The organism is Sphingomonas tabacisoli, from assembly GCF_042678385.1.
GTDB lineage: Bacteria > Pseudomonadota > Alphaproteobacteria > Sphingomonadales > Sphingomonadaceae > Sphingomonas_B > Sphingomonas_B tabacisoli.
This window is the reverse complement of the sequence record NZ_JBHUDY010000001.1, coordinates 1,968,760-1,987,067: the sequence shown is the minus strand read 5'-3', so window position 1 is coordinate 1,987,067 and position 18,308 is coordinate 1,968,760. Positions and strand designations below refer to the sequence as shown.

The following is an 18,308-nucleotide window of genomic DNA, read 5'->3' as shown; positions in this document are numbered from 1 at the left end:
TTATTGCTCCTCAATCGCGTGCGCCGCCGCGCCGCCCCGTTCCTTGCGCGCATCCGCCAGCCGAGCCAGCGATTCTTCACGCCCCAACAAAACCAGCACGTCGAATATGCCCGGAGAGGTCGTCCGCCCTGTCAGAGCGGCGCGCAAAGGCTGCGCGACCTTTCCGAGACCTATCCCGGCTTCCTCCGCAACCTTTCGCACCGCCTCTTCGATCGCGCCCGCGTTCCAGTCCGAAACGGTGGCGAGTGCGTCGTGGGTCTGCCCCAGGAGCGTTAGCGCGTCGTCCTTTAGCAGCGCTGCGGCCTTCTCGTCGATAGCGAGCGGGCGTTTGGCGAACAGGAACAAGGCGCCGTCGGCGATCTCGTCCAGGTTCTTCGCGCGCGGCTTCAGCTCCGGCATCGCGCGGGCGAGGAGCGCCTGCTCGTCGGGCGTCGGATCGCGACCGATGAGCCGGGCGATGCGGGGCGCCACGAGGCGGGCGAGGCGGGTGTCGTCGGCCTCGCGCAAGTAATGGCCGTTGAGGTTCTCGAGCTTCTTCAGATCGAAGCGCGATGGGGAGCGGCCGACGCTGCCGATATCGAACCATTCGATCGCCTGCTCGCGCGAGATGATCTCGGCGTCGCCATGCCCCCAGCCGAGGCGGAGCAGATAGTTGGACAGCGCCTCGGGCAGAATGCCGAGCTCGTCGCGATAGGCGTCGACGCCGAGCGCACCGTGGCGCTTCGACAGCTTGGCGCCATCGGAGCCGTGGATCAGCGGAATGTGCGCATAGGCGGGCTCCGGCCAGCCCATCGCCTTGATGATGCCGAGCTGGCGGAAGGCGTTGTTCAGGTGGTCGTCGCCGCGGATGACGTGGGTGACGCCCATGTCGTGATCGTCGACGACGACCGCGAGCATATAGGTCGGCGTGCCGTCCGAGCGGAGCAGGATCATGTCGTCCAGCTCGGCATTCTGGACGGTGACGCGGCCCTGGACGAGATCGTCGATCACCGTCTCGCCTTCGCGCGGAGCCTTCAGGCGGACGGCATAGGGGGCATCGGCGGGCCAATCGGTGCGGTCGCGCCAGCGCCCGTCGTAGCGCAGCGGCTGCTTGGCCGCGCGCTGCTGCTCGCGCAACTCCGTCAATTCCTCGGGCGTCGCATAGCAGCGATAGGCGTGGCCGCTTTCGAGCATTGCGCTCGCGATTTCGACATGGCGTTCCGCGCGCTGCGACTGGAACACGGCCTCGCCATCCCAATGCAGGTCCAGCCACGTCATGCCGTCCAGGATCGCGTCGATCGCTTCCTGGGTGGAGCGCGCCTTGTCGGTGTCTTCGATGCGCAGCAGGAATTTGCCGCCGTGATGCCGCGCGAACAGCAGGTTGAATAACGCCGTGCGGGCCCCGCCGATGTGCAGGAAGCCGGTCGGCGAGGGGGCAAAACGGGTGACGACGCTGCTTGCGCTCACGCGCTGAAGCTCCCTACGCTGCGGATGACATGAACCAAGGTGCGAGCGCCCCTAGCACGGCATTCGGCCCGCGAGAAAGGGGGGTGAAGTTCCGCCTTTCTTTCGCGCCGATAGAGCGTTGGCTGGAAGCCGAGCGCGACCAATTGCCGCTATGGCTGCCGGTGATGCTGGGCCTCGGCATCGCCGGCTGGTTCATACTGCCGGAGCGGGCGAGCTGGATCGCACTGATCGCCGCGGCGCTGGGGCTGTCGCTCGCGGGCGTGGCGATCGGTTCCGGCCGGCGCGCGGGCGTTGCGCTGTTGGTTGCCGGGCTGGCGATCGCGAGCGGATGCGCACTGGTGTGGGCGAAGGCGGAATGGGTGGCGGCGCCCGTGATCCAGCGTCCGATGATCGCCAGCTTCGACGCCGATGTTGCCCAGGTGCAGCAGCTTGTGGCGAAGGACAGCGTGCGGGTGGCGCTGCGGCCGATCGCGGCACCGAAGCTGCCGCCGAAGCTGCGAGTGACGATCGCCAATGCCGATGCGCCGGTGGGACTGGCGCGAGGCGATCGGCTGCGGTTGCGGGCGCGGCTGGTGCCGCCGATGCCGGCGTCGCTGCCCGGCGGCTACGACTTCGCGGTGACCGCCTGGTTCCAGCAGCTTGGCGCGACGGGCAAGGCGTTTGCGCCGGTTCAGCGGTTGTCGGCTGCGCCCGACGGCGGGTCGCTGCGCGACCGGATCGGCCGGCACACCCGCGAGTCCATCGCGCCGGGCGCGGCGGGGATAGCGGTGGCGCTGGTGACCGGCGACCAAGGAAGCGTGAGCGAAACCGATGCGGATGCGATGCGGCGGTCGGGCTTGGCGCATTTGCTGTCCGTGAGCGGGCTGCACATCACCGCGGCTGTGGGCGCGGCGATGCTGCTGACCTTGCGGCTGTTGGCGCTCAGTCCAAAGCTGGCGCTGCGCTGGCCGCTGACCTTGATCGCTGCGGGCGCGGGGGCGGTGACCGGCATCGGCTATACCCTGCTCAGCGGGGCGGAGATTCCGACGATCCGGTCGTGCATCGCGGCTTTGCTGGTGCTGGGCGGGCTCGCGATCGGGCGGGAGGCGCTGACCTTGCGGCTGGTCGCGACCGGGGCGCTGATCGTGCTGCTGTTCTGGCCCGAGGCGTTGATCGGTCCCAGCTTCCAGTTGAGCTTCGCCGCAGTGGTGGCGATCATCGCGCTGCACGAGCATCCGCGGATGCGGGCGTTCACCGCGGCGCGCGAGGAAGGTGTGCTGTATCGCCTCGCGCGCAATGCCGCGGCCCTGCTGCTCAGCGGCATCGCGGTCGAACTGCTGCTGGCGCCGATCGCCTTGTTCCATTTCCACCGCGAGGGCCTGTATGGCGCGGTTGCCAACATCTTCGCGATCCCGCTGACGACCTTCGTCGTGATGCCGCTGGAAGTGCTGGCCTTGCTGTTGGATCTCGTCGGGCTCGGAGCGCCGTTCTGGTGGGCGACGGGCAAGGCCATCGCGCTGCTTCTCTGGATCGCGCATTCGGCCGGGAATACGCCCGGCGCGGTGGCGCTGCTGCCCGGCATGTCGCGCGGCGCATTCTCGCTGCTGGTCGCGGGCGGGCTGTGGGTGTGCCTGTGGCGGACGCGGTGGCGCTGGCTGGGCGTGCTGCCGTTCGCGGCCGGGGCGGGACTGGCGTTCGCGACGCCGGCGCCCGACCTGCTCGTCACCGGTGACGGGCGGCATCTGGGGCTGCGTGGGGCGGATGGTAGCTATGCGCTGCTGCGACCTAAGGCCAAGGACTTCGTCCGCGACATGCTCGCCGAGGCGGCAGGCATAGACGAAGGGCTTGCCGACCTCGACGACCTGCCCGGCGCATCCTGCACCACCGACACTTGTCGTGCCACGATCAGCCGGGACGGCCGAAGCTGGACGATCCTCGCCACCCGCAGCGCCTATCTCGCCCCGATCAAAGCCATGAACCGCGCCTGCGCCGAAGCCGACATCGCGATCAGCGACCGCCGCTTGCCGCGAAGCTGCAAGCCAAAATGGCTGAAGCTCGACAAGCCGATGCTGAGCCGAACGGGAGGCATCGTGGTCCGTTTCGGCGATCCGGCTTCAGTTTTGGTGACCAAGCGCACCGGCGATGCGCATCCATGGATTGACCCGCCCAGCCTCGCCGGACGATCAGAGGCACCATGACGATCCTTGCACTCGCCGCTTTGTTTCTCGCTGCTCCTTCCGCCGATGCGGCGACGGATTGCTGGCAGGCCGAGTGGTGTCGGCCAGCGACGCCGTTCAGGATCGTCGGCAACGTCTATTATGTCGGGACGGAGGGGCTTTCGGCCTTCCTCGTTACCGATCCCAAAGGCCATGTGCTGATCGAGGGCGGTCTGCCGCGGAGCGCTGCGCAGATTGCCGCGAATGTGCGCGCGCTGGGCTTCCGGATTGAGGATGTGCGCTATCTGCTCGTCGATCATGCCCATTTCGATCACATGGGCGGCTTGGCCGAGTTGAAGCGATTGAGCGGCGCGAAGCTTGTGGCCGGGGTGAAGGACGCGGCCGATCTGGAGGCGGGCAAGGCGTTGATCCGGCCGGAGCAGCCTTCGGTTCCACCGGTGCATGTCGATCGAACGGTGGGAGAGGGCGACGTTCTGACGCTCGGCGCCACGCGGCTGGTTTCTCATGCGACGCCGGGGCACACGGCCGGCGCGACGAGTTGGACAATGACGACGATCGAGGGCGGCAAGCCCGTCACTGTGATCTTCGCCAGCAGCCTCACCGTTGCCGGACTGAAGCTGGAAGGCAATGCCGGCTATCCGAGCGCCATGGCCGATTTTCGATCGAGCTTTGCCAAGCTGCGGTCGATCAAGGTCGACGTGTTTCTGAGCGCGCATCCCGGCACCTTCGGGATGGCGGCGAAGCAGGCGCGGCTGGCGGGCGATCCTCTAGCCTTTGTCGACCCGACCGAACTCCGCCGGACTGTCGATTCGGCCGAGCGCGACTTCCAGGCGGCGCTGGCCGAGCAGCGCCAACCCAAGGCTCAATAGCGGCGGAGCAGTCCCGCCAGGCACCCCTGCACGCGCACGCGGTTCGGGGAGTAACGCTGCGGGTCGTAGCTGCGGTTGGCGGGGTCGAGGCGCACCATCGCGCCTTCGCGGCGGAAGTATTTGAGAGTGGCTTCGTTGTCGTCCACCAGGGCGACGACGATCTGGCCGTCGTGGGCAGTTTCGGCGCGGCGGATCAAGGCATAGTCGCCGTCGAGGATGCCGGCTTCGACCATCGAGTCGCCGGCGACTTCCAGCGCGTAATGCTCGCCGGGGCCGAGCAGGGCGGCGGGAACTGAGAGGCTGCTCTGGCCCTCCAGCGCCTCGATCGGTGCGCCGGCAGCGATGCGGCCGTGCAGCGGGATTTCGAGGACGTTCTCGTTCGCGGCGACCGGCACTTGCACCTGGGGCTTGGCGAGCGAGGGCGCGGGGGCGGCCTTGGCCTGCGCGCCTTCGGGCATCTTGATGACTTCGAGCGCGCGGGCACGGTTGGGCAGGCGGCGGATGAACTGCCGTTCCTCGAGCGCCGAGATCAGGCGGTGGACGCCCGACTTCGATTTCAGGTCCAGCGCGTCCTTCATTTCCTCGAACGACGGTGACACGCCGCTTTCCGCCAAGCGGTCGTGGATGAAGCAAAGCAGTTCATGTTGCTTGCGCGTCAGCATCGCGGCCCTCCCGCCAGAACGAATACGGAACGTCTATGGCGCATCCCCGTAACGGTCAAGCCAAAATCAGAACATCCGCGAACATTCCCGTGTCGGCCGCTGGCGCGTGCGGCGGGCGGAGCAGGAGCGCGTCAGCCTGAGCGAGCGCTGTGAGGGCGCCGCTGTCCTGCGACTGGAGGGGATGAACCGTGCCGTCGGCTATCGTCGCGCGGAGGAAATCGAGGCGCGGGCCGTTGGCCGGCACGCTCTGCCCAAGCGGAAGGCGGACGGTGCGGGGCAGGGGATCGGCCGCACCGCCGAGGCGCGCGATCAGGGGCTTCAGGAACAGCAGGGCAGTGACATAGGCGGAGACCGGGTTGCCCGGCAGGCCGAGCACCGTGCAGTCGCCCAGCCGTCCGGCCATCAGCGGCTTGCCGGGCTTCATCGCGACCTTCCAGAAATCGAGCTTTGCGCCCGCTGCTTCGAGCGCGGGGCGGACGAGATCGTGGTCGCCGACGGACGCGCCGCCGGTGGTGACGAGGATGTCCGCATCAGCCGCCGCCGCTGCGATCGCGGCGCGTAACTTCTCGAAATTGTCGCATATGGGGGAGTGAAGAATGAGGTTTGCCGGCTCGGAGCCAAGGAGGGCGGCGAGCATGGGGGTGTTGGATTCGTGGATCTGGCCGGGCTTGAGCTCGGCGCCGGGTGGGGCGAGTTCGTCGCCGGTCGAGAGGAGCGCGACGCGGGGGCGGCGGCGGACCGGGAGTTCGGCGTAGCCGGCCATGGCGGCGAGGCCGATGCGCGGCGGGGTGAGGCGATCGCCGGCGTTGAGGACGACTCCGCCGGTGCGGAAGTTGCTGCCCTGGCGGCGGACATGGGCGCCATTGGCGGGCGGCCCTTCGCCGGAGAGTCGGAGTGTGCCGCCGTCGCGGGCGGCTTCTTCCTGGATCAGGATGGTGTCGGCGCCTTCGGCCAAGGGCGCGCCGGTGAAGATGCGGGCCGCCTCGCCGGGCGCGAGTGGGGCGGTGGGCATTGCGCCGGCGGCGACTTCCTGGGTGACGCGCCAGGGACCGGGCAGTTCGGCGAAGCGGATCGCGTAGCCGTCCATGGCCGAGAGGTCGGCGAAGGGGTGGTCGACGTGCGCGGCGATGTCGGCGGCAAGCCATCGGCCTGCCGCGTCGATCAGCGATGCGCGTTCAATCGGTAGCGGTTCGGCGAGTGCGAGGAGGCGGGCTTGGGCTTCGGCGAGCGGCAGGAGGTCGGCCATGCAAGGCTGCATGGCACAGCAGACGGTGAATAGGACAGGGCGGAGTTGTCCTGTGGGGCATCGCCCTCACCCCGCTCGCGCTTATGCGCGAGTCGCCCTCTCCCCCCNGAGTTGTCCTGTGGGGCATCGCCCTCACCCCGCTCGCGCTTATGCGCGAGTCGCCCTCTCCCGATGGGAGAGGGCGTTAGGCGCCGAACAGCCCTACTTGCCGGCCGACCTGGCGGTGAAAGAGCGTCGGCGGCACGTCGGCGATCTTGCGGCGGCCGTGCCAGAGCTCGGCGCCGAATCCATTGGGGACGCTGCGCGCCTTGCGCACGGCGTTCAGGTCGTCGGCGGCTTCGACGTCCTCGGGCGCGACATGCTGCCCGTCGGAACCGAGATGATAGAGGCGATACCAGGCCATTGCTTGCCCCACAGTTCTAGTCGAGGCGCAAAACGAGCGGGGCCGGTTCAGGGTTCCCGAAAAACTGACTGATCCAGGCTAGGACGTGCGACATGGCGGCGCGCTCCGTTCCGCTCGAAATCGAGGCCGTGCAGGCGGGAGTGATCGCAGATCGTTGCATAGTCGGAGGTCAGCTCGGCGCCTTCGGGCAGATCGAAGGCGGCAATGTCGGTGCCGAACGCGATGCCGTCCGAAACGGTGTTGGGCGTCGACGCGTGGTTGAAGTGCCGGCCATTGTCGCCGCACAGCACCCAGAGCCGCGCTGCTTCGTGCCAGGTCGAATAGATGCGAAGATAATGCTGCGCGATCGGTGGCAGCGACGCCATTTCCTGCTCCGAATAGACCCGGTCGATGCGCGAATCGAAGCGCCAGATCAGCCCGCCTTTCGGCACCGGCTCAAGCAGGAATACGCCGATGCCGTGAATGCCGCTCGGGCGAAGCTCGGTTTCGACCATCATCATCGGCCGCGGGCCCTCCGCCCGGCACATGCGGGCCAAGTGGTTGATGTCGGATCGAAACCGGCGACGCGCGAGGCGGTTCCGCGCGGGGCGGGTCAGCAGCGGTGCGGCTGGCCGGGTCGGTAGGCGCAGACGATGTTGGGGGCGAGCTCGGCTTCGTCGAACCACGCCGGCTTCAACTGGCCGCGCGCGAAGAGCGGGGCCTGGTCGGCATAATGCGGCGACTGGGGGCGGGACGTCGCAGCGCCGAACTGGTGGATGCTCTGGGCGCTGACCTTGCCGGCTTTGTCCCAGGTGACGAGCATGATGAAGCTGTCGCCCAGATTGCCGAACAGCCGGCCGTCGTCCGCCCAGTCGGTGTAGATCGCCCGGAGAGCGCCGGGGCCGCCGGTGAGCGGCAAGTCGAGACTGCCGCGGCGCAGGCGAACGAGGTCGGTCATCGGCGGATCGACCCGGCCTGACAGCGCGGTCAGCCGCTTCACGGCGTTCTCCAGCGCCTCGCGCGGCGGCGGCGGGGTCTTGTTGGAGTAGATCGCGCGCAGCCCGTATTTGACGACGAGGAAGGCGACGGCGTCGGCGCGACCCTCGCCGTCCAGCGAGCCGTCCCAGGTGCGGAGCAGCGCCTGGGCCTTCGCCAGATCGGGGCTATCGCGGAGATCGAGCGCGAGGACGGCGCGGACATAGGCCTGCTCGGCGCTGCTCGGGTCGTAGCCGGTATCCATCTTCACCCGCCAGAGATCGTCGGCGCTGACCTTCGGCATTGCAGACAGGAGCGCGGTGGCGCGAAGGGCGCGGTTGGTGACGTTCTCCTCGATGCCCATCAGCGGCGAATAGGCCGCGCGCTGCAGGTTCGATCCGTCCTGTGTCGCCAGCCAGGGCGCGTTGTTGGCGTTGACGACGAAGCCGCTGGCCGGGTTCACGAGCTGCGGCGCGGCGTCGAACGGGAGCTGACGACGCCAAAGGTCGCGGCTGGTGTCACCGGACAGGATGCCGCGCCAGTTGAAGCCGGGCGCGCGCTCCGGGAAACGGGCGTTGTAGAAGAGTCCGATCCGCCCGGTCGCGTCGGCATAGACAAAGTTGGTGGCGGGGATCGCGGCCATGCGCATCGCGGCGATCCATTCGTCGAAGTTTCGCGCCTTGGTCAGGCGGTAATATTGCTCGACCTGCCGGATTTCGCCGATGCTGCCGTAGCGGACGGCGAAGGCGCCGGCCTTGTCGACGATCACCGGTCCCTGGATCGCGCGATAGATCGTCTTCGGCACGGGCAGCACGAACGGGCCGAAACGCACCCAGAGCCAGACGCGGCTCTGGCCGAGCGGCAACGTGCGGCCGTCGAAGCGGTAATGCGCGCGGTCGTCGGTGAGCTTGAGGCGGTAGACGTCGACCAGATCGGGGCGGTTGACGGTGTTCGCCCAGCCGAGCGTTCGGTTGTGGCCGGTCAAGGGGAAGGGCGCGATCGGGAACAGGCCGCCGGCCATGTCCATGCCTTCGCCGCTGGTGACGTGCGCTTCGTACCAGGCGACCGGGCCGGTCCAGGGCTGGTGCGAATTGAGGATCAGGCGCGTGGCGCCATCGCTCGACCGGCTCGGCGCGACGGCGAAAGCGTTCGAGCCCTTGTCGGTGCCGAGATTGGAATCGTTGGGCAGCGGCTCGTTCTGGACGAGCGCGCCGATCGTGTGGTCGAGCCCGAAGAAGAAAGGCGAGGTCAGCGCGAAACCGGTGACGATGTCCTTGCCCGTAACGGGGAACAAGCCGCGCAGCCGCCGTTCCTCCGGGTGGCGGGCGGCGTAGAGGTTCGCGCCCTGGGCATAGGCCTCGACGACCCGGCGGACTTGCGGAGAGAGCTTAGTCGTATAGCCGCGCTCCACCTCCTGGCGGACGCGGAGGAGCGCCAAGGCATAGTCCTGCGCCGCGCCCTTAGGGCCGGTCAGCTCGCCGAGCCGGCCGCGGGTGCCCGCCAGCACTTGCTCGAAAGTCGGGAAATCGTCCTCCGCCTGCGCCCAGGCGAGGCCGAAAGCGGCAGCGGCATCGGTGCGCCCCTTCACATGCGGCACGCCCCAGCGGTCGCGGCGGATCACCACTTCATAGCAGCCCGCCGGCTCGGGAATACGATCGAAGCGCGCGGCGAGCGGGGAGAAGGCGAGGGCATCGGCCGCCGCGATCGCGACGAGCAGCCCCACGCCGCCCAAAGTCCATTTCGCCCAGCGCTTCATCAGGCCCCCGCCTCTTTTCTTTCCCCGCATATGAGGAGAAAAGCTGGCCTTCGACAAGCTCGGGCCGAACGGGGATAAATGTCTGTGTTGCTCAATGCCTTGCTGGCGGCGGCCAGCCCGATCACTCCCTTGGAGCCGAACGGTCCGTGGACCGTCGCATACGAGCAGAGCATGTGCGTTGCGGCCAGAAAATATGGGGCGAAAGGAGAAGCATCTGTCGGTTTTAGGCCGGGGCCTCTGAGCGATCGAATGGAAATTTCCATCGATGTGGATCGATGGCCAGGGCATCTGCTGTTGCAAGGCAAGGCCCAGATCCGGACCGCACCCGGCGATAGGCAGTTAGACGCTACGTACAGGTCGATCTGGATATCCAAGCATTCGGCCCATGCGATCATCATCAGCACAACCAACGATGTTTTGACCGATCTTCGCGAAGGCAGCGTGGTGACGATTGAGGGTAAACCTTCCGGCACCTTGTCGGTTCGCATGACGAACCTCGCCAAAGTGCGAGCGGCGTTGGCAGATTGCCGCAATGTGCTTTTGAGATATTGGGACGTGGATTTGGCAGGACTGGCGAAAGTCGCCACCTTGGCCAAGCCGATCGGCGATATGGGTTCGTGGATCACTTCCGACGATTATCCGAAGCCGGCTGCACAGAAGGGCGAGCGCGGCGATACCATCATTCTCTGGACAATCGGCAAGGATGGCTCGGCGAGCGATTGCCGCGTGGTCCGAAGCAGCGGAACGCCAGCGCTGGATGCCGCCGCGTGTCATGCCATCCAGCGCAGCGCGCGCTACGAACCGGCGTTGGACGGCAAGGGAAATCCGGTTGTTTCGTGGGAAAGTCGCCGAGTTCGGTGGCGAGCCTTCCGGCTTTAGCTGGCGGAAATCACATAGCGCGCAAGGACTTGCACGGCAGTGTCACAAGACGGCAACACTGTGCGTCAAAAGCTGCATTCCGTCTCCCTCGCACCTTCACCCTGTCGTGCCACATTGATACACTCCCGCAACATAAAAGACGTGGTTGGGGAGGATTTATGTCGAACATCAACCGGCGCCGGGCAGGGCTGCTCGGCGGGGCTTCGCTGTTGCTTTTGGGGATCGCTGCACCCGCTTGGGCGCAGACCGGCGCGCAGGGCGCGGGCGGGCAAGTCGCGGAAGACAATAGCGATATCATCGTCACGGCAACCAAGCGCGCATCGACGGTGCAGGACGTGCCGTTCTCGATCAACGCGCAGACCCAGGCGGACATCCAGCGCTCCGGCGCGGTGACGCTGGAGGATTTGTCGCGCAACGTCGCGGGCTTGACGATCCAGAATCTCGGGCCGGGCCAGAGCCAGGTCTCCGTGCGCGGCGTCTCGGCCGGCCAGGTCGTGCGCGACCAGCCGGGCGTGAAGGAGCAGGTCGGTGTCTATCTCGACGAAAGCGTCGTCTCACTGTCGCTGTTCACGCCCGATTTCGACCTGTTCGACCTGAACCGCGTCGAGACGCTGCGCGGGCCGCAGGGCACGTTGTTCGGATCGGGTTCGGTGGGCGGCACGATCCGCTACATCACCAACCAGCCGAACACGGAGAAGGTCGAAGGCCAGGTCGAAGGCAATATCAACATGATCGACGGCGGGTCGGTCGGCGGCTCGGCCAAGGGCGCGATCAACCTGCCGGTGAACGAGAATGTCGCGGTGCGCGCGGTCGGCTACTACACGCGCTATGCGGGCTTCATCGACGCGCTGCAGAACAACGGCACCATCAAGAAGGACGTGAACGACGGCGACCGCTATGGCGGCCGCATCTCGATCCTGTTCAAGCCGACCGATAACATCACGATCACGCCGCGCGTGGTATATCAGAAAGTGATCGCGAACGGCTTCAACCGCGAGGAGATCTATAGCCTTTTCGCCAACCAGTTCACGACGACGCGACCGAAAGTGACCTTCAAGGACGGGCAGCAATTCCTGCTGCTTGACGAGAAGTTCAAGGACAAGACGTTCCTTGCCGACCTGACCGCGAACATCGATATCGGCGCGGTCACGTTGACGTCGGTCACCAGCTATATCAAGCGCGATATCCTCGCCTCGCGCGATGCGAGCGCGCTGACCGGATCGGTGTCGGTCGATCTGAAATTCCCGGATGCGGCAGTGCTGCTGCCGTCCAATCTGCGCGACACGACCGACCTTAAGACCTGGACGCAGGAAGTGCGGCTGGCGTCGAACGGGAGCGGGCCGTTCCAATGGCTGATCGGCGGCTTCTATTCGGACATCGACCGCTTCTACCGCCAGCGGCTGCCGACCCCGGGCTATGACGCCTTCACCGACATGGTGCTGGGCGCGGGCACCTCGGCGGCGGTGGCGAACGGTTTCCCCGCCAACTCGCCCTACAACTCGGACCTGCCGTACAAGATCAAGCAGAAGGCGGTGTTCGGCGAAGCGAGCTACAAATACGAGACGCTGACCGCCACCGCGGGCGTGCGCTATTACGACTTCAACGAGCGGCGGCAGTTCAAGTCGGGCGGCCTGTTCTCGAACGACGACAACCGCACCGACCGGACCAAGTCGGACGGCTTCACGCCGCGCTTCCTGCTGAGCTGGGAAGCGACGCCCAACGTCACGCTGAATGCGCAGGCGGCGAAGGGCTTCCGGCTGGGCGGCGTCAACGATCCGCTGAACGTCCCGCTCTGCTCGGCCACCGACAAGGCGCTGTTCGGCGGCTTCCAGAGCTACAAGGACGAGACGCTTTGGAACTATGAAGTCGGCATGAAGTCGCAGTGGAGCGGCATCACTTTTAACGCGGCCGCCTTCTATAACGACATCAAGAACCTGCAGGTGACGCTGGACGCCGGCTCCTGCTCGTCGCGCATCGTGTTCAACGTGCCCAAGGCGCGCGCCGAGGGCGTTGAGTTCGAGATGACGGCGCGGCCGGCGCCGGGGCTGACGCTGGGCGTGAGCGGCAGCGCGCTCGACTCGAAGTTCCGCTCGACCCTGCCGGAGCCGCTGGCGACCACGACCGGCATTCGCAAGGGCAACCGCCTGCCGACCGTGCCCAAGTTCCAGATCTCGGCCAACGCGACCTATGAGTTCCCGGTCCGCGCCGACTGGACGGCCTATGTCAGCGGCAGCGTCCAGCATGTCGGCGCGCGCTACACCCAGCCGAGCGATCAGGAGAACAACCCGCGCACCTTCGTGCACGGCCTGCCGTTCGCGGGCGCGCCGGCGACGGCTTCGACGATCGTCGACCTGAAGCTGCCCGACTATCAGCTCGTGAGCCTGAGCGTCGGGGTGCGGACGACGAGCGGGTTCGAGGTGACGGCGTACGTCAACAATCTGCTCGACCAGAACCCGCTGCTGTCGTTCGACCGCGAGCGTGGCGGGCGGGCGCGGCTGGGCTTCAATGTCGGCCAGCCGCGGACCTTCGGCCTCACCGCGCGGCAGAAGTTCTGACGTGACGAGCGTCCCGCGGCGCACCGCGATCGGCCTTGGCGCCGGCGCGGTGCTCGCGGGCGCCGCGCCGGCGGTCGTAGCCGGCGGCGGTGCGCCTGACGTGGCGGTGGTGGGCGCCGGGGTGTTCGGCGCCTGGACGGCAGTGCAGCTCCAGCGGATGGGGCGCAAAGTCCTGCTGATCGACGCCTGGGGGCCAGCCAATGCCCGCGCCTCGTCGGGCGGCGAAAGCCGGATGATCCGCGCCGGATACGGAAAGGACGCGATCTACACGCGGATGGCGCGGGATTCGCTCCCGGAGTGGAAAATGCTGTCGGCGAAGAGCGGGCTGCCGATTTTCGTGCCGGCCGGTGTGCTGTTTTTCTCGCCCAAGGAGGACGACTATATCCGCTCGTCGATCGCGGTGAACCGGGAGCTGGGCCTGCCGATCGAGGTGCTGAACCGGGCGCAGATGACGGCGCGCTATCCGGCGATCGACTTTGCCGGAATCCAGATCGGGTTCCTGGAGCCGGGCTTCGGCGTGCTGATGGCGAGGCGCGCGGTGCAGACGCTGGTCGCGGAGTTTGTGAAGGCCGGCGGGACGTATCTGGATGCGCAGGTGCTGCCGCCTTCGGGTGCGAAGCTGGAAGCGATCCGTACGGCGGCGGGAGATACGGTGAGCGCAGGCGCGTTCGTGTTCGCGGCGGGACCGTGGCTGCCGAAGCTGTTTCCGGACCTGCTCGGGCGGCGCATCTTTCCGACGCGGCAGGAAGCGTTCTTCTTCTCGGTGCCGCCGGGCGACGACCGGTTTGGGCCCGGGCGGCTTCCGGGCTGGGCGGACTTCAACGACGGCGACATCTGGTACGGCATGCCCGACTTGGAAGCGCGCGGGTTCAAGATCGCGCATGATGCGCATGGTCCCGCGACCGATCCCGACAAGGGCGACCGGCTGCCGAGCCCCGACGAACTGGCCGCGGCGCGCGCCTATCTCGCCCGGCGTTTTCCCGCGATCGCCACGCGCCCGCTCAACGAAGCGCGCGTGTGCCAGTATGAGAATAGCGCGAATGGCGATTTCCTGATCGACCGGCATCCCACCTGGGCCAACGCCGTGCTGGTCGGCGGCGGGTCGGGGCATGGATTCAAGCATGGTCCGGAGGTCGGGCGCATGGCCGCGCGGCTGGCGACGGGGGCGGACAGCACCGTGGAGCCGCGCTTCTCTCTAGCCACCAAGAGCGAAACCCAGGCGCGCGCCGTCCACTGATCCTCGCGCTCCACTCCGCTTGGGGGCTGAGCGATGCCCCTTCGGGGACTTAAGCTTTCGCCTTTTTCGGCTTGGGTGCGGGCAGCGCATCGGCGGTAATGCGGAAGAGTTCGACCATCCAGTCGGCGTCGTCCCAGCGGTCGCCGTCGATCAGTGGATGCGGCTTGGCCTGGGGATAGGGCGGCGCTTCCTCGATCGGGCCGGTGAAGGCGCGGCCTTCCGGCGTGCCCTTCACGAACAATTGATCATCGCACACCATCGCGACCATCTTGCCGTCGAGATACAGGCCGTATTCGCCGAACATCTTCTTGGCAGACACGTCCGCGCCGCCCGACTGGAGCTGGTCGAGGATGTAGTCGACGGTCTTGGGATCGGATGACATCTCAGTCCTTCAGTTCCACCCACACTGGTGCGTGGTCGCTGGTCTTTTCCCAGCTTCGGACGTCGCGGTCCACTTCGGCGCGCTTGAGGCGGGGCGCGAGCGACGGGCTGAGCAGCAGGTGATCGATGCGCAGGCCGGCGTCGCGGGCGAAGGCGTTTCGGAAATAATCCCAGAAGGTGTAGACCGTCTCGTCAGGGTGGAGCGCGCGGAGCGCATCGGTCCAGCCCTGCGCCAATAGCCGGGCATAGGCGGCGCGCACTTCGGGGGCGAACAGGGCGTCGTCCAGCCAGCGCTCAGGCTTGTACACGTCCTTGTCCGTCGGCATCACGTTGTAGTCGCCGGCGAGGACGACCGGCAGGCCGCTCGCCAGCAGATCGGCCGCATGGGCGATCAGCGCGTCGAACCAGGCAAGCTTGTAATCGAATTTGGGGCCAGGGCGCGGGTTGCCGTTGGGCAGGTACAGGCCGCCGATCAGGAGGCCCGAAACGGCGGCTTCGATGTAGCGGCTGTGGCTTGGGTCGGGGTCGCCGGGCAGACCGCGCCGGGTCTCCACCGGCTTGCCGACGCGGCTGAGGATGGCGACGCCGTTCCAGGATTTCTGGCCGTGCCAGATGGCGTCATAGCCGGCCGCCTTGATCGCGCCTTCCGGAAACTTTTCCTGCGGCGCTTTCAGCTCCTGCAGGCAGACGATGTCGGGGCGCGAGGTCTCGAGCCAGCGCAGGAGGACGGGCAGGCGTCCGTTGACGCCGTTGACGTTATAGGTGGCGATCCGCAGCGCCATGTCAGCAGGCCGCGCGGATCTGGACCTCTTCGTCGGGAAGTTCTCGTCCCGGCCGCTCGCCCATCAGGGCGCGGACGAGCGGCTGCATCTTCGAATCGAACTTGGCGAGCATCGTGTGCTCATCGGCGGTGTCGAAATGGCTGACCAGCTCGCGGCCATTCCATTTGTGAAGCGCGAAGGCCGGCGGATCGGCGACGATCATCGGGCGGTTGTCGGGGACGTCGGGATCGATCGGGGCGAGCTCGAGCGCCACCTGCGGCGCGGTGGAGGGGCAAATGGCGATGTTGGTGCCGCGCCAGCCGACGCTGATCGCGCGGTGGAGATGACCGCAGATGATGCTCCTGATCTGGCGATGGCCCTCGATCGCCTCGGCAAAGCGGGTCACCCAGGGCTCCTCGGGGTCGGTCGTCATCCATTCGATGCCGGTATCGACCGGGGGATGGTGCATGACGATCATCGTGTCGCGGTCGGGCTGCTCGGCAAGGCGCGTGCGGAGCCAACGCGCGCGGGTCTCGCAAAAGGCGCCGCCGTGGCGGCCTTCCTCCAGCGTGTCGAGGACAAGGAAGCGGACGGGGCCGGCATCGATCTCATATTGAACGAAGCCGTCGACGGTCGGGATTTCGGGGAAATGATCGAGGAACTGGTCGCGAAGATCATGATTGCCGAGACACGGCCAGACCGGAAAGGGGCAGATGCTGAGCGCGTTCTTGAGACGCCGATAGCTTTCCCCATCGCCGCGATCGACCAGATCGCCGGTCGCAAGCAAAAGGTTCGGCATGGGCTTCATGCCGGTCAGCAGTTTCAGTACCTGATCCAGACGCTTCCGATTGAACTCCGCCGGGTTATCCGGATCGAACCCCAAATGGATGTCCGTGATCTGCGCGATCAGCATCGTCACCGCCTTGCCTGCCTAAGCCACTCTACCCCCTGGCCCGAAACAACGCCCCTTAACGCCGTTTGGACCAACGAGTGGTTAAGCATACCCCTCAGCGCCAGCGGACCTGCAGCATCGCCACCTGGTTTGCCGGCGCCTTTTTCCGACTGCCGCGCTTGAGCACCCAGGGCGCTCCTTCATCGGCGTGGTAATCATGGCACATGGCGCAGGACGAAACTGTGCCGGAGCGCACAAGTTGGACGGAGTGGGCGCCTTTTTCGCCGACATGGCATTGCTGGCAATTGGCGACCGTCGGCAGCAGTAAGTCGTTGGCGTTGTTCGACTTTTCGGCGGCGTGGCAATCGCGGCAGCCCCAGCGTCGGTTGCCGTCGGATGCGCGCACGTCGAGGTTCATGTGCGGCCGGTGATCGAACCAGCCATTGCGGAGATAACGCATTGGCTGGGCGACAGGCGCGATTCGCACTTCCGCGGGGCCGCCCATGCTGACGGTGTGGCATTCGCCGCAGACGCCGCCGGGGGCGAAGGTGGCGCGAATCAGCGCGTCGCCTTTGCCGGGCAGCAGGGCCGCGGCGCGGGCGAGGTCGGCGGAGCGGCGCTCGGCGTTCACGTCGCCGGGCCGGGCGCGGGTGTAGCGAGCGATCGGCAGCCCGGTCGGGCGGAAGCTGCCGCCCGAGCCGTAGAAAGCTCGAATGTCGGCGATGACTTGCGCCGGCTGGCCGTGCGGCAACTGGCGGACGGTGCCGCCGATCGTCTGGAGGCCGAGGCTGTGGCAGCTCTGACAGGCGGTTTCCATGCGGACCGGCTGGTAGCGGGTGCCCGAGCTGTCGACCTTATGGCAGTTCTCGCAGTCCATGCCCGCGCCCTGGCCGGGCGAGACATTGCGCCACATTTCGGCGACGCCATTCGTCTTCGAGAGGTGCTGCGCGTGGGTAAATTTCAGCCCATCGGGCATCTGCAGCGGGCGATCGAGCACGGCGCGCTGCATCCGCCAGCCGAGCAGCGGGTTGCCGCCCATGCGCGCGTCGCGCTTCGCGAACGGCACCGGGTGCTCGGTGTCGAAGCCAGCGAGGATCAGCGGCCGGAACTGCGGATGCTGGGTGCCGAAATCGCTCGCGCTGCCGATGCTGCTCTGGAGGCCGGCCGATTGCAGCCGGCCTTGCAGGCCATTGTGGCAATCGGCGCAGAAGGCTTGCTGGGTAGCCGGCATTGGCCCCGCGCCTTCATGCTCGGTATGGCAGTCGACGCAGCGGCCTTCGGGCTTGTTGAAGGTGCGCTTGAAGAATTTGGTGATGCGGTCGCCAAGGCCGTCATTGCCGCCATGCGCGGCCGCGAGCTTGTCGGCGGGGGCATGGTCGTAGGCGGCGGGGCCAGGCCGGCCGGGGCCGGTGAGCGCGACGCGCTGCAGGCCGGCGGCGCGTTCGTGCGGCGCGTTGGTGTGGCACGCCTCGCACGCGTCGTCGCGGACGGCGACGAAGGCGTCGACGTGGCAGGCCTGGCAATCATTCTCCAGCTCGGCGTGCGCCTTGCTGAGCTTGCCCGTCTCCCAGGTTTTGTCGGCATGGAAGCCCTGCGGCCGGATTTTTTCGCCGCGCGTGCTGGCATAGGTGTAGATCGGCCAGGCGAGGAACGCCGCGAGGATCAGCGCGAGAAAGACATAGGCGCTGCCGCGCTTGCCCGGCATCAGCCCGCGCAGGGTGAAGACCGTCTGCTGGTCCTTTTCCTCGGAGGAATCAGACAGCGCCTCGACGCGCTCGACGGTGATGGAAATGGCGCCGTCGTCGCTGCCGATCTTCAGGCGGTGGCTGCCGAAGCGCAGCTCCGCGCCCACCGCGCTCTCGAGCTCGGCATGTTTGACGGTGCGGCCGTCGAAGCCGAAGCCGAGGCCGGAAATGGAGTCGACGACCAGCCGTCCGGGCTCCGTCTCGCGAATGACGGCGTGCTTCGGCTCGACGGCGAGGTCGGCGAGATGGACGTCGTTGTCCGACAGGCGGCCGACGCTGATCTCCTTGCCCGGCACGATCTTTTCGCGCGGGATTTCGCGGCCTTCGGACGTCCGCGCGATCGTGATGATCTTGAAGCTCATGGTG

At 67.1% G+C, this 18,308-nt stretch carries 15 protein-coding genes; 5 read left to right on the top strand and 10 right to left on the bottom strand.

Annotation, left to right across the window (positions count from 1 at the left end; translation table 11 throughout):
* Positions 1 to 1,446 carry a glutamate--tRNA ligase gene (gene gltX, locus ACFSCW_RS10150; RefSeq protein WP_380888878.1) on the bottom strand — a complete coding sequence of 482 codons (1,446 nt, stop codon included), beginning with the start codon at positions 1,444 to 1,446 and terminating at the stop codon, positions 1 to 3.
* 29 nt (positions 1,447 to 1,475) lie between these two features.
* Here gltX and ACFSCW_RS10145 point away from each other — a divergent pair, with 29 nt between their 5' ends.
* Complete coding sequence (locus tag ACFSCW_RS10145; protein WP_417766387.1) at positions 1,476 to 3,623, top strand: ComEC/Rec2 family competence protein; 2,148 nt, start codon at positions 1,476 to 1,478, stop codon at positions 3,621 to 3,623.
* Positions 3,620 to 4,471, top strand: a complete 852-nt coding sequence (bla, locus tag ACFSCW_RS10140; RefSeq protein WP_380888874.1) for a subclass B3 metallo-beta-lactamase — start codon at positions 3,620 to 3,622, stop codon at positions 4,469 to 4,471. The genes ACFSCW_RS10145 and bla overlap by 4 nt, the downstream gene beginning before the upstream one ends.
* On the opposite strand, the gene lexA is transcribed toward bla, so the two are convergent.
* The 5 genes from lexA to ACFSCW_RS10115 form a co-directional block, all read right to left on the bottom strand.
* Positions 4,465 to 5,133 carry a transcriptional repressor LexA gene (gene lexA, locus ACFSCW_RS10135; protein WP_380888872.1) on the bottom strand — a complete coding sequence of 223 codons (669 nt, stop codon included), beginning with the start codon at positions 5,131 to 5,133 and terminating at the stop codon, positions 4,465 to 4,467. The genes bla and lexA overlap by 7 nt on opposite strands.
* Positions 5,134 to 5,188: 55 nt before the next feature.
* Positions 5,189 to 6,379 carry a molybdopterin molybdotransferase MoeA gene (locus tag ACFSCW_RS10130; protein WP_380888871.1) on the bottom strand — a complete coding sequence of 397 codons (1,191 nt, stop codon included), beginning with the start codon at positions 6,377 to 6,379 and terminating at the stop codon, positions 5,189 to 5,191.
* A gap of 184 nt (positions 6,380 to 6,563) precedes the next feature.
* The gene (locus ACFSCW_RS10125) at positions 6,564 to 6,782 is read right to left on the bottom strand and encodes a hypothetical protein (RefSeq protein ID WP_380888869.1); all 219 of its coding nucleotides are present in this window, start codon (positions 6,780 to 6,782) and stop codon (positions 6,564 to 6,566) included.
* A gap of 47 nt (positions 6,783 to 6,829) precedes the next feature.
* Positions 6,830 to 7,282: an SET domain-containing protein gene (locus ACFSCW_RS10120; RefSeq protein WP_380888867.1), complete on the bottom strand. Its 453-nt coding sequence runs from the start codon at positions 7,280 to 7,282 to the stop codon at positions 6,830 to 6,832.
* A gap of 92 nt (positions 7,283 to 7,374) precedes the next feature.
* Entirely contained in the window at positions 7,375 to 9,492 is a 2,118-nt protein-coding gene (locus tag ACFSCW_RS10115; RefSeq protein ID WP_380888866.1) for a penicillin acylase family protein, read from the bottom strand.
* Between the two features lie 78 nt (positions 9,493 to 9,570).
* Here ACFSCW_RS10115 and ACFSCW_RS10110 point away from each other — a divergent pair, with 78 nt between their 5' ends.
* The 3 genes from ACFSCW_RS10110 (at position 9,571) to ACFSCW_RS10100 (ending at position 14,163) form a co-directional block, all read left to right on the top strand.
* On the top strand, positions 9,571 to 10,371 hold the full coding sequence (locus ACFSCW_RS10110; RefSeq protein ID WP_380888864.1) for an energy transducer TonB: 801 nt from the start codon (positions 9,571 to 9,573) through the stop codon (positions 10,369 to 10,371).
* 158 nt (positions 10,372 to 10,529) lie between these two features.
* Positions 10,530 to 12,926, top strand: coding sequence for a TonB-dependent receptor (locus ACFSCW_RS10105; RefSeq protein WP_380888862.1), 2,397 nt, complete (start codon positions 10,530 to 10,532; stop codon positions 12,924 to 12,926).
* Between the two features lies 1 nt (position 12,927).
* On the top strand, positions 12,928 to 14,163 hold the full coding sequence (locus ACFSCW_RS10100; RefSeq protein ID WP_380888860.1) for an FAD-dependent oxidoreductase: 1,236 nt from the start codon (positions 12,928 to 12,930) through the stop codon (positions 14,161 to 14,163).
* A 49-nt stretch (positions 14,164 to 14,212) separates the two neighbouring features.
* On the opposite strand, the gene ACFSCW_RS10095 is transcribed toward ACFSCW_RS10100, so the two are convergent.
* The 4 genes from ACFSCW_RS10095 to ACFSCW_RS10080 all read right to left on the bottom strand — a co-directional run bounded on the left by ACFSCW_RS10095 (position 14,213) and on the right by ACFSCW_RS10080 (position 18,304).
* Positions 14,213 to 14,545: a TfoX/Sxy family protein gene (locus ACFSCW_RS10095; protein WP_380888858.1), complete on the bottom strand. Its 333-nt coding sequence runs from the start codon at positions 14,543 to 14,545 to the stop codon at positions 14,213 to 14,215.
* Between the two features lies 1 nt (position 14,546).
* Positions 14,547 to 15,320 (bottom strand): exodeoxyribonuclease III, encoded by a 774-nt coding sequence (xth, locus tag ACFSCW_RS10090; RefSeq protein ID WP_380890090.1) that lies wholly within the window; start codon positions 15,318 to 15,320, stop codon positions 14,547 to 14,549.
* A gap of 7 nt (positions 15,321 to 15,327) precedes the next feature.
* Positions 15,328 to 16,218, bottom strand: a complete 891-nt coding sequence (locus tag ACFSCW_RS10085) for a phosphodiesterase (protein ID WP_380888856.1) — start codon at positions 16,216 to 16,218, stop codon at positions 15,328 to 15,330.
* 94 nt (positions 16,219 to 16,312) lie between these two features.
* Positions 16,313 to 18,304 carry a cytochrome c3 family protein gene (locus tag ACFSCW_RS10080; protein WP_380888855.1) on the bottom strand — a complete coding sequence of 664 codons (1,992 nt, stop codon included), beginning with the start codon at positions 18,302 to 18,304 and terminating at the stop codon, positions 16,313 to 16,315.
* Positions 18,305 to 18,308 lie beyond the last annotated feature (4 nt).